The sequence below is a fragment of the Marinobacter sp. F4218 genome (assembly GCF_019443085.1).
GTDB classification, from domain to species: Bacteria; Pseudomonadota; Gammaproteobacteria; order Pseudomonadales; family Oleiphilaceae; genus Marinobacter; species Marinobacter albus.
Genome location: NZ_JAHZIL010000002.1, coordinates 349342 through 363438, shown reverse-complemented (window position 1 = coordinate 363438; position 14097 = coordinate 349342). Strand labels below are relative to the sequence as shown.

General features: G+C 56.8%; 14 protein-coding genes and 1 pseudogene. 3 read left to right on the top strand and 12 right to left on the bottom strand.

Annotated elements, in window-relative coordinates:
- The first annotated feature begins 4 nt into the window (after positions 1 to 4).
- Both K0B93_RS02095 and K0B93_RS02090 read left to right on the top strand, forming a co-directional pair.
- The gene (locus K0B93_RS02095; RefSeq protein WP_228743167.1) at positions 5 to 946 is read left to right on the top strand and encodes an ABC transporter substrate-binding protein; all 942 of its coding nucleotides are present in this window, start codon (positions 5 to 7) and stop codon (positions 944 to 946) included.
- Positions 939 to 2882: an ATP-binding protein gene (locus K0B93_RS02090; RefSeq protein ID WP_285368112.1), complete on the top strand. Its 1944-nt coding sequence runs from the start codon at positions 939 to 941 to the stop codon at positions 2880 to 2882. The genes K0B93_RS02095 and K0B93_RS02090 overlap by 8 nt, the downstream gene beginning before the upstream one ends.
- A gap of 116 nt (positions 2883 to 2998) precedes the next feature.
- Here the strand turns inward: K0B93_RS02090 and K0B93_RS02085 are convergent, their stop codons facing one another.
- Both K0B93_RS02085 and K0B93_RS02080 read right to left on the bottom strand, forming a co-directional pair.
- Positions 2999 to 3469, bottom strand: coding sequence for a hypothetical protein (locus K0B93_RS02085; RefSeq protein WP_219865607.1), 471 nt, complete (start codon positions 3467 to 3469; stop codon positions 2999 to 3001).
- A gap of 251 nt (positions 3470 to 3720) precedes the next feature.
- Positions 3721 to 5436, bottom strand: a complete 1716-nt coding sequence (locus K0B93_RS02080) for a protein adenylyltransferase SelO (RefSeq protein ID WP_219865606.1) — start codon at positions 5434 to 5436, stop codon at positions 3721 to 3723.
- Between the two features lie 176 nt (positions 5437 to 5612).
- Here K0B93_RS02080 and K0B93_RS19165 point away from each other — a divergent pair.
- A pseudogene (locus tag K0B93_RS19165) lies at positions 5613 to 5693 on the top strand (hydrolase); the annotation flags it as partial.
- 43 nt (positions 5694 to 5736) lie between these two features.
- On the opposite strand, the gene gorA reads toward K0B93_RS19165, so the two are convergent.
- The 10 genes from gorA to gspF form a co-directional block, all read right to left on the bottom strand.
- A complete protein-coding gene (gorA, locus tag K0B93_RS02075) occupies positions 5737 to 7098 on the bottom strand; it encodes a glutathione-disulfide reductase (protein ID WP_219865605.1) in 1362 nt (453 codons plus the stop codon).
- A gap of 25 nt (positions 7099 to 7123) precedes the next feature.
- On the bottom strand, positions 7124 to 7795 hold the full coding sequence (locus K0B93_RS02070) for a GNAT family N-acetyltransferase (RefSeq protein WP_219865604.1): 672 nt from the start codon (positions 7793 to 7795) through the stop codon (positions 7124 to 7126).
- Between the two features lie 56 nt (positions 7796 to 7851).
- Positions 7852 to 8379 (bottom strand): type II secretion system protein GspM, encoded by a 528-nt coding sequence (gene gspM / locus K0B93_RS02065; RefSeq protein ID WP_219865603.1) that lies wholly within the window; start codon positions 8377 to 8379, stop codon positions 7852 to 7854.
- Between the two features lie 3 nt (positions 8380 to 8382).
- On the bottom strand, positions 8383 to 9687 hold the full coding sequence (gene gspL, locus K0B93_RS02060) for a type II secretion system protein GspL (protein WP_219865602.1): 1305 nt from the start codon (positions 9685 to 9687) through the stop codon (positions 8383 to 8385).
- Between the two features lie 2 nt (positions 9688 to 9689).
- Entirely contained in the window at positions 9690 to 10706 is a 1017-nt protein-coding gene (gspK, locus tag K0B93_RS02055) for a type II secretion system minor pseudopilin GspK (RefSeq protein ID WP_285368115.1), read from the bottom strand.
- Between the two features lie 2 nt (positions 10707 to 10708).
- On the bottom strand, positions 10709 to 11458 hold the full coding sequence (gene gspJ / locus K0B93_RS02050; RefSeq protein WP_219865601.1) for a type II secretion system minor pseudopilin GspJ: 750 nt from the start codon (positions 11456 to 11458) through the stop codon (positions 10709 to 10711).
- Positions 11458 to 11832 carry a type II secretion system minor pseudopilin GspI gene (gspI, locus tag K0B93_RS02045; RefSeq protein ID WP_219865600.1) on the bottom strand — a complete coding sequence of 125 codons (375 nt, stop codon included), beginning with the start codon at positions 11830 to 11832 and terminating at the stop codon, positions 11458 to 11460. The genes gspJ and gspI overlap by 1 nt, the downstream gene beginning before the upstream one ends.
- Positions 11829 to 12359, bottom strand: a complete 531-nt coding sequence (gene gspH, locus K0B93_RS02040) for a type II secretion system minor pseudopilin GspH (protein WP_219865599.1) — start codon at positions 12357 to 12359, stop codon at positions 11829 to 11831. Before gspH ends, gspI begins: the two co-directional genes overlap by 4 nt.
- Positions 12360 to 12365: 6 nt before the next feature.
- On the bottom strand, positions 12366 to 12818 hold the full coding sequence (gene gspG / locus K0B93_RS02035; protein WP_219865598.1) for a type II secretion system major pseudopilin GspG: 453 nt from the start codon (positions 12816 to 12818) through the stop codon (positions 12366 to 12368).
- A gap of 67 nt (positions 12819 to 12885) precedes the next feature.
- Positions 12886 to 14097 carry a type II secretion system inner membrane protein GspF gene (gspF, locus tag K0B93_RS02030; RefSeq protein WP_219865597.1) on the bottom strand — a complete coding sequence of 404 codons (1212 nt, stop codon included), beginning with the start codon at positions 14095 to 14097 and terminating at the stop codon, positions 12886 to 12888.

Genomic DNA, 14097 nt, shown 5'->3' with positions numbered 1-14097 from the left:
CCTGATGCTGTCAGTCAGTCGTATTTGCCTTAAGCGGGTCCTCTGGGTTGTTGCCGGCCTGGTTTTACTGGCAACCGGTAACGCTCAGGAATCTCCCAACCAAACAGTCTACCTCGCCGGATCCGGGAATACCGCACTGGACCAACACGTTCAGGGATTGCTCCAAGAGAGGCTCGGCAACAACGTCACCATGCTGCCGATTGCCGACGAACAGATTCCGATGGTCGAGAATACACCAGTGGTCTCCATTGGGCCTTCAGCATTCTCCCGGGTACGCCAGGCCAATCGGTCGGCCCCGGTCCTCGCCATGCTGGTGGAGAAATCCTTCATCAAAGGCTTTGCAGAGATCGCGCCAGGCCAGATTTCAGGTGTCTTCTACGATGTTCCACTGCTGCGTCAGGCCCTGACGGGCAAGGCCATTCTGCCCCACGCCAATACGATTGCCATTCTGGCGACCACCAATTCTGTCGAACTGTACGAGCCGCTCATTGATCAACTCCCCGCCCACGAAATGAGTGCCCGGGTGTTTGTGGTCGATAGTAATGAGGATCTGATTCCCTCGCTGGTCAGAGCCCTCGGATACGGTGATTTCCTGCTTGCGGCACCGGATGACGCGATCTACAACCCGAGAACCATCAAACATATTCTGTTGACGGCATACCGACGCAATAAAATTGTCATCGGCCCGAGTCAGGCTTATGTCAAAGCCGGTGCCCTCGCCTCAAGCTATGCGCCCTTTCCCGCAATGGCTGATCGGGGCGCGGAGTTCCTGAACCAGTTCTTCGCGACCGGGAAATTTCCCGAGCCTGCCTATTCACCGGTATTCCGGGTTGAGGTTAATTACCAGGTAGCGCGCTCGTTGAACATTCCGGTTCCGGAGCGGGAGTACATCAATCAGTCCGTGCAAGATGAGTTAACCGGGAATGGAGGGCCAGCGGGTGAATAAACCAGAAAAAACCCAAGCCTCTCTGTCACGGAAACTGCTGCTGTTAGGGGCCATCCCCGCCATTGTCATGTTCATTGTCCTGATGAGCTTCTTCACGTCTGCACGGCTCGAGGATGCGCGCCAGGAACTGTCCGAAAGCAGCCAGATGCTCGCGGATAGTCTTGCGCCCGTTCTGGAATACGCCGTGGTTTCCGGGAATACCGTGGCGCTGGAGCAAGTGCTTTCCCAGTCACTCCGGCGCAGCAAAGCAGACTGGATACGTGTGACGGACGTGATGGGAGAGCAAATAGGCTTTGTCGCCACCGGCGCGACCAGCAACCCTGTGCAATCCGGCCAGTACGACATCTACGAGACGGAAATCCTTCAACAACCCCTGCAGCTCAATGGGGGGCGGGATAGCGAGTGGTTCACGCCAGAATACGGGTTTGACTCCGGAGCCCTCAGGGTCGGCACGGTTCAGGTAGGCGTCAGCACAGAACTGCTCGACAACCGACAACAGGATATCCTCTGGACGTCACTGGCCGTCGGAATTGCTCTGCTGTTATTTACCATTTTGCTGATCCATCACTATCTGAACACGATCCTTTCGCCCATCCGGGACCTCTCAGGCCGGGTAGCAAAACTCATCGACCGGAACTATACCGAAGAGCCACTGAGTGGCCACCGAAGCTCCCGTGAAGTGGTGGAAATAGAGGAACAGCTTAACGAACTCGCCACTCATCTATCAGGATTGCAGGCGGCCCGGGAGCAGACGCTGCTGGCATCGGAAAGTGCCCGTCAGAAAGCCGAATCGGCGAATCAGTCAAAGTCGGAATTTCTGGCCACCATGAGTCACGAGTTACGAACTCCCCTTAACGGGGTGCTGGGCATGATCGACCTGGTACAGGAGGAGTCTCTGAGCCATCGCCAGCGGGATTACCTGAATACCGCCCGCCAGTCCACCGAGGACCTCCTGACCGTCATCAGCGACATCCTGGACTACTCCCGAATCGACAACGGTTCCCTGGAACTGGATAGCCAGGAATTCGACCTGCGAAAACTGATCTCGAACTGCACGGCGACATATCGACATGTCGCCGAGGAACGGGGGCTCGCACTCAACCTCAGTTTCTTCGGCGACTGGCCGGACAACCCGAATGTGATTGGTGATGCACCGAGACTCCGACAAATCCTCGCTGGTCTGATCGACAACGCCATCAAATTTACCGGCGACGGTTTCATCAATATTCAGGCTGGCTGTTTTGCCCTCGAAGACGGCTGCATCATTCTCAATTGTACGGTCAATGACTCGGGCTCAGGCATTCCTGTGGAGCGCCTGCCCGACATCTTCAATTCGTTCGAGCAGCTGGACAGCGGAGACGGTCGGCTCTATGGCGGCACCGGCCTTGGACTGTCGCTGGTCCAGAGACTGGTGGAATTGATGGGTGGCCATATTCAGGTGGAAACCGACCTTGGCAAAGGCTCCTCGTTCCGATTCGAGCTCCCGTTTGAGCTCGCCAACGACCCCGGCACGACAACCCCCCCTGAGACGGCGGCCCGCAACCGCGGAACCGGCCTCGCGCACGCACTGGTGGTCGAGGACAATCTTGTAAACCAGCGCGTGGCGAATGCCCTGCTCACTCGGCTGGGGTTCAAGACCGACTCGGCAAATAACGGCAGGGAAGCGCTCGAAATGGTCCAGTCGAATCATGCTGGTTACGACGTGATCCTCATGGACTGCCAGATGCCCATCATGGATGGGTACGAAGCCACCCGGCACATTCGCGAGTGGGAACAGGGAAATGGCCAGACCGGTACACCTATCATTGCGTTGACCGCCGACGTTCTGCCCGGCACTGAACACAGTTGCCTGGAGTGCGGCATGAATGACTATCTGGCCAAACCCGTTCGAAAAGAGAACCTGCAGGAAGTTCTGAAGCGCTGGGTTCAACTCTGACGTGGCGCCGGGCGAATGCCGATGACTAAAATCAGGCTGAGAAAATAGTCACGGTCGGGCGATGCCGCGACCCATCGGTGAGCGGGTGCTCGAAAGCCCCGCCCCTCCCAAACCAACTATTTGGTCGTGATGCTTCCCTGCGCTCGGCTGGTCCAGGCGCGCCCATCGCCGCGACGGGATGTAATGGTCGACGTTCCACTGCCGGTAGCGCCTTCATATTCGCCAGTACCGCCCATCACTGTCCAGGTCGCTGGCTGCTCTTCTTCACCAAGCAAATAGGAAAGATACAGCATGTCGCCGTTGTCCGAGATACTCGTGCAATAGCCGGCACCTCCAGCTCGTCCAGAGCCATCGACGCCTTGGTGTCCAGTGCACCATTGGCTAGATACGTCGCCGTCTGCCTGAACCACGGTTGCATGGTTCCTGATGACCGTTCTACCTTTTGTCCCGTTAGGCATATCCACAGCTTGCCCCGGGGCAGTTTGTACCCAATAGAGAGTGCTGTCGACCTTCTCGGTATCTGCCAGGGCAGTGAACGCTACACAGATTGCAAAAGCACCAATGGCGCCGGTATATATCTTTTCCATGATTGCGACCCCTAATCAGTTGTTATGACTTTTGCGGGACTTCCCGCGCAGGAGTTGGTATTTCCTGCATTGGCGCACAGGTCTCAGCAATCTTCAGCTGAAGAAGGGCCGCGCTAGCACACTCCATTGATACGCGTGTCCACGTAGTTAGTTAACAATTGCACATAGTTTCGGGAATGCAAGCCGGAAATCCGAAATCGGCAGACGACGCTAAAATGCCTCTTTTTAGCAGTGTCCACAGTAGGTGCCGATCACGACGAACAACTGTAGTGCGATGACCCACCGACCCCAAAGAGTTCCGACGGCTTCAGCCTGTAATATTTCTCTTCCACGTCTTTCGACTGCTCGGCATATGGCTGGGTCATGACTTCCTGCAACTCTCGCAGCAAAGAATAGTCCCCAGCCATCGCCTGCTGATACGCCGGCACAACAAGCCACTCCCTCAGACTGTATTTTGGATTGACAAACTTCATCTGGCGGGACAGCTCCTCACGAGAGCGAGGTTCAGTGAGCGACTTCCATTTTGTGAGCCATTCTGACCAGCGCCTATCCATCTCCTCGGGAGCTGCGTCATACGTCGAGCGCCTGTAGAAGCTGTTTTTAAGTGGGCCAATGTCATCGGGCACCCCCGAGAGCTCACGAAAGAAAATGGTGTAATCGACAGGCGTTTTAGCCATCAAGGATCCGAGCTCGCTCAACAAGTCCCCGTCAAAAGTGGGAAGTCCGAGTTTGGAAGCCCACATTTTCTCCAGTTGCGCCCGCATCACTTTTGGAAAATCACGTTGAATCTCGTCAAGTTGTTGCAGGTGGTCCAGATCCTCGGTCAGCAATGGCTTTAGCGCCAAACAAAACATCTGGAAGTTGCGCTCGGCTGCCACGGGCTGATTCAGGAATGAGAAGTGCTGTCCGCCACCCGTCCACGGCTGGTAGTGCGGATCAAAAACGTCACAGAATCCGAATGGACCGTAGTCGAGTGTGAAGCCGCCGGCCGCACAGTTGTCACTGTTAAAGTTACCTTGGCAGTAGCCGACGCGGATCCAGTCTGCCACAAGCGCGGTGAGCCGGCTCAGAAACTCGCGTGCAAGACACACCACTTTTTCGGCGGTGGCCAGCGTCTGGTCGATAACGTCACCGTACTCACGATCAATCAGGTGCAAGACGATCTTCTCGAGCTCCTCCATGGCTTGCGGATGTTCATTCTTGCGGGCACGCCGACTGAATAGCTCGATTTGGCCCACCCGAATGAATGACGGTGCAACACGCGTCGAGACAGCAACTGGCTCCGAGACAAGCACGTCTGGATTCGTCGAGCGTGAGCCTTCGGAGTACCACGGCCGCCTGACCTTCTCTGTTTTTGAAACGTACAAACTGAGCGACCGAGACGTTGGCACGCCAAGCGCGTGCATATGCTCCTGTGCCAGGAACTCACGCACACTCGACCGCAGGACTGCCCGGCCGTCCGCGCCGCGGCAGTATGGTGTCCGGCCGCCCCCTTTTAGCTGCATTTCCCAGCGCTGGCCATTGATGACGGCCTCAAGCACTGAAATTGCGCGACCGTCGCCGTATCCGTTGCCGGTTTGAAACGGGCACTGTTGGGTGTATTCGGTGCCGTAGATGGAAAGTGCATAGCCGCACGCCCACCCAACCGTGCGCATTGGCTCTGGAACGTGCGATAGGTCGCCGGAGAACACGCGCATAAAGTCGTTCGACCGCGCCATGCTGTCGGCGAAGCCCAGTTCATGAAACAAGGTTTGGCCGTGCGCAACGTACTCGGGGTTTTCGATTGGTGTGGGTTTGACCGGAACGTAGTGGCCCGAGAAGACTTGTCGCGGTGCATGGTCGGCTCCGTTTGCTTTCCCTTCAGGGTCACAGTTGAGAGTGTCCACGAGCGAGTAGTCTGCAAACTTGGCGAGATCGTCGAGAGTCGAGACCATAGTGGGTGTTTCCCGGGACGGTCGTTTTAGCATAGGGACTCCTCGTGGCCAAATGTGGTGGGCATTCTTCAAAACTCCACTACCGATTCCTGAGCACTGCTAACTATTGCGATAACTCGCAGGAAAGGCGCGGAACAGAAAGACGATACCGTTCGGGGTGGCCCGACCAGGTCGGACGCCTACTGTAGTAGGAGAAGTTGCCTGGCTGGGACCACATGTCCCAGCCAGGCGCCCAACTGATGACCTGGTTTGGCGCCGGCAATGAGCTGCACCGTGACTGGCGGAACGACGAATTAAGAACTTCGTGTGGTCGTCTACCGGGCCAGTACCGCGTCAGACCACCGGTTCTCTCATGGTGACGAATTCTTCCGCAGAGGTCGGATGGATACCGAGCGTGGCATCGAATTGCGCCTTGGTGGCACCGGCCTTGATTGCGACCGCCAGCCCCTGGGTAATTTCTCCGGCATCCGGCCCCACCATGTGGGCACCCAGCACCTTGTCATTCGACTCATCGACCACCAGCTTCATCAGGCATCGTTCATCGCGGCCGCTCAGGGTGTGTTTCATTGGGCGAAACTCCGACCGGAAAATCTTCAGACGGTAACCGGCTTCTCTGGCTTCATCCTCGGTCAAACCTACGGTCCCGATATTGGGCTGGCAGAACACCGCCGTCGGAATAGCCGAGTAGTCCATTTCACCCTCTCCGTCACCGAACAGTCGGCGCGAGAGAACCATACCCTGAGCGAGGGCCACAGGCGTGAGCTGAGGAGTTCCGATGACATCGCCAAGTGCGGTGATGGACGGGACCGTTGTCTGAAAGTGCTTATCCACCCGAACATGACCTGAATCCGCCAGTTCGACCCCGACGTTTTCCAGCCCAAGCCCCTCTACCAGAGCCTTTCGGCCAGTTGCCGCCATGACCAGTCCGGTTTCCAGAGTTTCGCCATTATTGAGATCCACCCGGTAATGCGCACCTTCAGGCTTGACCGATTCGATTGTGACTCCAAACCTGAGATTGACGCCTTTTTTACGCATCTCCTGCTCGGTGAAGTGACGGATATCGGTATCAAAGCCCCGGAGAAACAGGTCGCCGCGGTACAGCAGGGTTGTTTCAACACCAAGACCGGCAAGAATGCCTGCAAACTCAACCGCAATGTAGCCCCCGCCCCAGACGACTGCCTGCTTCGGAAGCTGTGGGAGGTAGAACATCTCATTGGAGGTCAGAATGCATTCTTTGCCCGGAACGTCCGGCACAACCGGCCAGCTTCCGGTAGCTACGGTAATGTGCTTGGCGCTGTACGACTGTTCACCAACCACGACGGTGTTGGCGTCCCTGAACGTGGCAGTGCCCTCAATGATCGTAACGCCGGCATTTTCCAGCAGTCGGCCATAAATCCCGTTCAGGCGTTCGATTTCTGCATTTTTATTCGCCACCAGTGTGGGCCAGTCGAACGTCACATCCCCAACCGGAACGTTCCATCCGTATCCTCCCGCGTCTTCCAACTCTTCATGGACATGGGCGCCGTAAACGAACAGTTTTTTCGGAACACAGCCTACGTTGACACAGGTGCCCCCCAGATAACGGGATTCAATCACTGCAACCCGGGCTCCACGCTGGGCCGACATCCTGGCGAGACGGACCCCACCGGAGCCGGCACCAATTACAATAAGATCAAAATCCTGGCTATCAGACACTGTGTCTCCTGTTACTCGTTAGAAACTAACTCTGGCCTGTCGCGGCCGCTTTGCTTTCGGGATGTACTTCCCTGAACAGAACGTGATCTTCGAAATCTCCGAGTCTGATCTTCCCCAGGCTGTGGAATCCCTCGGACTCATAGAACGGCAGGTAACGGCTGTTACCGGTATCCAGAACCAGACCGCTACCTCTCGGATTCTCGGAGCAGAGTTTCTCCACCGTCTTCAGGAGAAGGCGTCCGTAGCCACGATTCTGGTATTTGGGGTTGACCCCCATCAGCGGCAGCTGGTGGGCGAGAGGCTGGGGCAACATGTTCCGTATCTTTTCGTGGTAATCCAGATACCGGCGTGTCGATGCAAATCCGGTGGTCAGTACCATGCGAATGCGCCAACTGAACTGGTCGGCCAGATTCATACGTAACTCCGGATCCCCAATGAAGGCCACCGCCACCAGCGTATCGTCGACCATCACGCCAATCGCTTCCTGCTCGAACCCAAAATAAAGATCAATCAGCTCGCGGATGGTGGCACGGATACGCTGATCGTAACCCGCGCGGCGATGATCGAACAGATACTGGAACGTTGGCTCATTCCTGTACGCATGGTACAGGATCGATCGCGCCTCATTGGTCGCGGTTTCATCCAGGCGAACAATGACCGGCTCTGACTTATTTTTGTTTTCGCTGCCGTTACTCATCCTTACCCTCTCCTGCTGTGGTCCGGAGAATCAGCCCCGGAAACTGTGGAACGGAATCAGATTGTAAGTGTCAGGCGCACAGAAACGCGGCCCGGCTCATCGGCGCGGTCCATCGCCGCCTGATCAACAATGACGCCATGGCCGGAATTGAGTCTCTCCAACCAGGCAGCCACCTCTGCAAAGGGCGCATCCTCTATCCAGACACGGATAGCGTTCTCACCGCTGGGCTCGAAGCGCTGTAACGACAGCCCCGCTTCGCGGGCCGAACCGGTTACCAGCGCCATCAGCGCCCGACCATCTGCTACGTCGGCAGTGCCCTGGCCGGTCTGCCCGCCCGGAGTTCCCAGCCGTTTGATGGTGGTTTCATTCGCTTGCATCCAGGCGAGCAGCTCAGCCGCACTCTGCCGTTCGGCAACCGCAGCGTCATGAAAATCGGAGGCTGGCTGCCAGATCGCGAAGTAAAGCAGGCCCACAAAAACGGCGACCGCCAGCACTGTCAGCGCCTGCTGGTCCCGCCTCGGTAACTGGTCGTACTGCGCTATCAGTTTGCCGACAGCCGGCTGATCCTTGATTCTCTGGAACATCCGTTAACCTCCGGAAACGGTCAGGCGCCCACGGGCGCCACTGGCTTCATTCACAACCGATCCGATCTGGGCTTCCAACCCCTGATTGGTCAGCCCATTGCGCAGGGTACTCAGTCGGTCATAGCTGTCGGCCCTGACATCAACAACCAATTCACCGCGGGATCGGCTGAAGTTCACGGAGTTGAAGCTTACGGACTGTGAACCGGGGAGCTCGGAATATTCCTGCCCGGTGTACTTCATCAAGGTGATGAAATCCAGATCCGGCCCTTCCGCCCCTGCAACTCGCAACTGACCTTCTATTACTCGACGCACATTGCTGGCATTGGTACGAGTATCCCCGGGAAAGGCCTCGCGGTATATGACCATGGCCTGTTCCTGCAACTCGCTCGCCTTGTTGTCATAATAAAAACCGGTTCCGACTTGCAGTGCAACCTGGAGTCCAAACCAGACGGCGGCAACAGCAATTAGCGGTTTCCAGGGTTTAAGCGGACTGGTTTTGTTGACCCGGGTGGAAAATTTTCCCTGGCAGAGATTGATCGGATAAGAGAGATGATGGTGGTGGGCATGCGCCAGGAGTTCCAGGGGCATGAGTTCCAGAATTTCCCGATGTACTGCGAGGCGGCCCGGCGACTTTAACTCTCCAACCACCGACTGCTGATACTCGAACTCTTCCTCGGTGCCATAGAGTGTCACCGGAACTTCCGCAACCACTTCCTCTGACGGCGGTACCGCCAGGGTATGGGCGAACATCCCGAGATTGGCGGACTGCATGCTCAGCCACTCCCCACGGTCACTGACCATCAGGGCCGTCTCGCCGTCCAGACACACAGACCAGCCCCCTTCGGTCAGTGGTAACAGTGCCGCGTCCGGATATATGGCATCAAGGCGAACATGCTCCCAGCCGGAAAATAGCGCAACCCATTGCGCCATCCTCTCGTCGTCTATCGCCGCGACCCGGTACCCTTCGTCGGCATGACGGCCGAGGGCCAGATGCACCGTGTCGATATCCTGGGCAATCTGCTCTTCCACAGCGTAAGGAAGCGCCTGATTGATAAACCGGCTCTGCTTGGCCGGTATATCCGCAATGCAGAACAACGCCTCATCTCCCGGGATCAAACCGATCAGCAGCACATTATCGAGCGCATTCTGGCCCAGGGTCTGCTCGATCTCGACCTGAGTATCGCCGGTTCCACGTGCCTGGGTATCCCCGCTGGCATCATGCAACACCCAGTTAAAGGACTGTGCCTCGGGATTCACTTCGGGGTCCGCAAGCGGAGGCACCGGCCGCACATAAAGGCGAAAAGACATGGTTATCCTTCTGAGATAGTGAAAGGCTCTTTGGTAATTCTGTTCTTCTGTCCGGTATCCCTTCGAACCGTCCGGACTTCCCCTTCCGGGTTGCGGAAAACCGTAGCGACCATGTTCACAACACGGCTATCGTAGGTAATCCGTGATACAACTTCAAAAAAACGGGTTTGCAGGCTCAGGCCGGTCGACTTCAGTCCCAGTCCGGCAAATTCTGGCAGCGCCAGAAAATCCTGCAGATCCTCGAACCGTTCTTCCTTCCTTTTTTCAAGAATAGCCGCCGCCTGGGCATCCGTCAGTTCCTCATGGAGGGACCTCAGCACCTCAGCAGTGGCGGTGTTCACATTGATCCCCACACCGGACACCGGGAGCGCCGCAACATGTGGGCGCAGTTTCTGGTAGGTTTCCGGCCCCACACCTTCGACCAAACGCAACTCACTGACACTCACGAACGGCTGATTCCCCGCCCGATATGCTTGTTCCGCTGACAGGTATTGTCCGTCCTCAGCGCCGTAAGCGCTAACGGTCTGATCGTTCTCGTCGATCCAGTCAATCAACGCGTCCACACTGACTTCAGAGATCTCCAGAGCCGCCAGAAGACGGGAAAATCGTTCTTTCGCGAGCGTATTCACCTGGCCATTGGGAGCCACCAGATCATTGAGGTTGAAGCGTCCGCCGAGGTCATCAATCTGCACCTCTGCCACGCCGTTCTCGTCCAGAGGCAGGATGGCGGCGTTCATGGCCCAGAACTCATCGAGGCTATCGACCATTTCATTCGCTTCCTTGTCCTCCTCGTAATCCCGGACCAGAATCCGGCGAGCAAAGGCCTCGGCGCCCAGCGCAATACTGGTCCCCTGCTGCTGGGCCAGATAATGCCCCGCCTTGAAGACCCGAACGCTTTGCTGCTGTGTCATGCCAGCCGCCAACATTACGACCAGCGCCATCGCGAGCAACACCATGATCAGTGCTACGCCACGCTGCCCTGTACGACCAAAACGAGCGCTTAAATTGCCACTTGTCACCTTCAGCCCCCCTGCCCCTGGGCACCGGGATCGGTGTTATCCTCCGGAACTTCCTCTTCTTCGGTTTCACTGGCGGCTTCGGCAGCCTGATTGACGACACTCTGCGCCTCATTCGCATCAAAGTCCGGCAATACGAAAGTTCGCACCAAAACCCCAAACCGCTCATGCTCCAGGGTTACTTCGATGCCCATCGGTAATGGCGTTTCAGGACGACTACCAGGATTGATTCCCGCCATCATCTCGTTAGTTGGCCACTCTGGCTGCCAACTCCGCTCGTCATTGAGAAACCGGACTTCAAAGTCCAGTACGTCCTCAAGCAGCAACACATCCCGGCTATTATCTTCCTGTCCCTGATCCACCGTGGGCCAGTAACGCCGACGCAGTTCGTCACCGGTAAACTCCCATGCCGCTCGCTGAAGGCCACTTCGGCGGGTACCGAGAGGGTTACGCCAGCCCTGACGTGTCAGTATCAGCGCAAAATCCTCTTCGCGGCTTGTGAGCGCGGGCTTGTAGTCGCCATAAATATCGCGAGCGGATCGATTCACAATCTGGGTGATATCCCGTTCGAGAAGCAGCATGGCGCGCTGCAAACCATCAAAATCTTCTGCCAGTTCGTTAACCCGATCCCGTGAGGTGACGACGCCGCTGATTACCTGCCAGACACCAAGGCCAATGACGGCCGTGATGGTGACGGCGATGAGAACTTCCATCAGCGTAAAGCCCTGCTGGGAGCGCGGAGTCAAAGCAGCCATCAGTTCTGCCCCAAAAAAGCGGACAGGGTATGGACCGGAGCCGGATCGGATCTCTCATTGCGATAACGCGCCACGGTCACCTCCACGCGCCTCATCGTCGGCTCTTCTGTAGCCAGGACCCGGGTGGTTACTTGCCAGCGGAAGGGGCCGTAATCCGTGTCTCGGGAATTTTCGGAAATACCGGGCAGGTTCTCCTCCAGACGGAGTTCATTGATGCGGTTATCTGCAAGCCAGCCCGCCAGGGTTTTATCCCGGATTCGCTCATAGCTGGAAATGTATTGACTGCCCACCTCGGCCGCAGCAGTCGCAATCAGACCAAAAACCAGCAAGGCCACCAGAACCTCTATCAGGGTAAAGCCTTTCTGATGCCTCACAGCTCGGCCTCTTCGTCGCCCGGCTGTCGCCATTCAATGGGAGAGAAACCATCCGAAGCCAGCACGTGCACGTAGTCGTTGTTTTTGCCGATGGTGAACTCAATCTCAAACGGTGTTGTTTCGCCGCTGGAGAAGAACACGACATCCGGACGCAGTTCATCCTCGGCGGATGCCAGCCTGGGCGCGTCCCCCTCGACGAATTCCGTTACCACAAGCCAGTCCGGAAGGCTCCTCTCACGGAAAAGGCGTTCCCCGGAGGCTTTCCAGTCACCGGTCTCGTCCTGAAAGGCGACAAACTGATAACTATCGGGTTCCAGGAGCAGGCCAAGCTCCAGGTTATTGACAACCGCCTGCTCCGATGCCGTTTGCATCAGCAGATAGAGATCGCGAACCTCGTTCTTGAGTTCCCGCTGCTGGGAGCTGCCGCCCATTGTAAATACGGCAAGGGCGGCCAGCAGTCCGACGATAATCAGGACAACCAGTATTTCGAGCAGTGTGAAACCGGCCTGCTGCGTCCTGGAGTGCACAATGATTTAATCCTTTGTGTTCCAAGCGCTGATGTCCGCCGCATCACCTTCTCCGCCTTCCTGGCCGTCGGAACCGTAGGAGTAGAGGTCGTAGGGCCCTTCGGTACCCGGACTGACGTACTGATACTCAGTGCCCCAAGGGTCTTCGGGTACGCTCTTCAGATACCCATCCGGGTTCCAGTTTTTCGGTTCCGGGCTCCCGCTGGGCTTGGTTACGAGGGCTTCCAGACCTTGCTGGGTCGACGGGTATTGGCTGTTATCGAGGCGATAGAGGTCCAGCGCATTGGCAATATTGCTGAGCTGGGTCTCTGCGACCGTCACTTTCGCCTGGTCACTTCGGCCCATGATATTGGGAGCAACAATTGCCACCAGAAGGCCAAGTATCACCATGACCACCATGATCTCAATCAGGGTGAAGCCGCGATTTCGGGTACGCATTTTCAGGTTTGGAATCGTCATAGTCTCACTCGTCATTGGCGTGAAATCCCTTTTTTAACGTTATCAGGTCATCGAATACCTGGTGTTGTTAGCCCACCAGGTTACTCATATTCAGAATTGGCAGCATAATGGCCAGAACGATAATCAGCACCACCACACCCATGATCAACAACATCATCGGCTCAAACAGTCCAACAATCGCCGCAATCTTGGACTGCAGGGTGTTCTCCTGCATGCGGGCGGTCCGTTCCAGCATACTGTCCAGTTCACCGCTGGCCTCACCACTGGCAATCATGTGCAGCATCATCGGCGGGAAATATCCGGTCTGATCCAGAGAACGGTGCAAGGATCCCCCTTCACTGACCTTTCGTGCGGCTACTCTCAACTCACTCCGAAGGAAGTCGTTTGAAAGCACCTCGCCCGCAATCCGCATGGCTTCGACCAATGGGACACCGCTGGTCGTCAGGATACTGAGGGTGCTGGCATAACGGGCTGTACTCACCCCCCTTACCATTCCGGAAACCAGAGGCAAGTGCAGAAGGCGCTTATGAAACCGCATCCGGAAACCCGGTTTGCTCAGGGCGACGCGAAATGCCACCACTGCGATGATCAATAAAATAAGAAGGTAGACACCGTAATCCGCAAGAAATTCCGAGACCGTTAACATCGCCGTGGTCAACGCGGGCAGCTCCTGCCCCTGTTTGACGAACACTTCAATGATATCCGGAACCACATAAGTGAGCAGAAACACGACGATGGCAATCGCGACCACACTGAGAATGATCGGGTAGATGGCCGCCAACTGAATTTTCTGGCGCGCTTCCTGCCGGCTTTCGGTGTAATCCGCCAACCTGTTAAGAACCAGGTCAAGGTGACCCGCGTGCTCGCCGGCCGACACGGTGGACCGGTACAGGCGGGGAAACGCTCTCGGGAATTCCCCGAGGCTGTCCGCCAGGGTATACCCTTCCATGACCTTTGCCCGGATCGCGATCAGCATACTGCGGATTCTGGGCTTCGAGGACTGTTGGGCCGCGGCCGACAGTGCCTGTTCCACAGGAATGCCTGACTGTATCAGGGTCGACAGTTGCCGGGTAACCAACGCAAGATCCGGGGCTGAAAGTGATCCGCGACCGCCGAGGGGATTGGAGCGTAACTGTTTTTCGGTGGAAGGTTCCACAGCCAGGGGGGTCAAACCCTTCTCCCGTAGCTGCTGGCGAACAGCACGCGCTGCGTCTGCCTCCATCACGCCCTGCTTCTGCTTACCTCGGGCGTCCAGTGCTTTATAGTCAAATGCAGGCAT

Bases quoted from the DNA above. Each gene is read 5' to 3' on its own strand.
- K0B93_RS02095 (WP_228743167.1), top strand. From the start codon at position 5: ATGCTGTCAGTCAGTCGTATTTGCCTTAAGCGGGTCCTCTGGGTTGTT.
- K0B93_RS02085 (WP_219865607.1), bottom strand. From the start codon at position 3,469: ATGGAAAAGATATATACCGGCGCCATTGGTGCTTTTGCAATCTGTGTA.
- K0B93_RS02080 (WP_219865606.1), bottom strand. From the start codon at position 5,436: ATGCTAAAACGACCGTCCCGGGAAACACCCACTATGGTCTCGACTCTC.
- K0B93_RS02070 (WP_219865604.1), bottom strand. From the start codon at position 7,795: ATGAGTAACGGCAGCGAAAACAAAAATAAGTCAGAGCCGGTCATTGTT.
- gspM (WP_219865603.1), bottom strand. From the start codon at position 8,379: ATGTTCCAGAGAATCAAGGATCAGCCGGCTGTCGGCAAACTGATAGCG.
- gspL (WP_219865602.1), bottom strand. From the start codon at position 9,687: ATGTCTTTTCGCCTTTATGTGCGGCCGGTGCCTCCGCTTGCGGACCCC.
- gspJ (WP_219865601.1), bottom strand. From the start codon at position 11,458: ATGGCTGCTTTGACTCCGCGCTCCCAGCAGGGCTTTACGCTGATGGAA.
- gspG (WP_219865598.1), bottom strand. From the start codon at position 12,818: ATGACGATTCCAAACCTGAAAATGCGTACCCGAAATCGCGGCTTCACC.
- gspF (WP_219865597.1), bottom strand. From the start codon at position 14,097: ATGCCTGCATTTGACTATAAAGCACTGGACGCCCGAGGTAAGCAGAAG.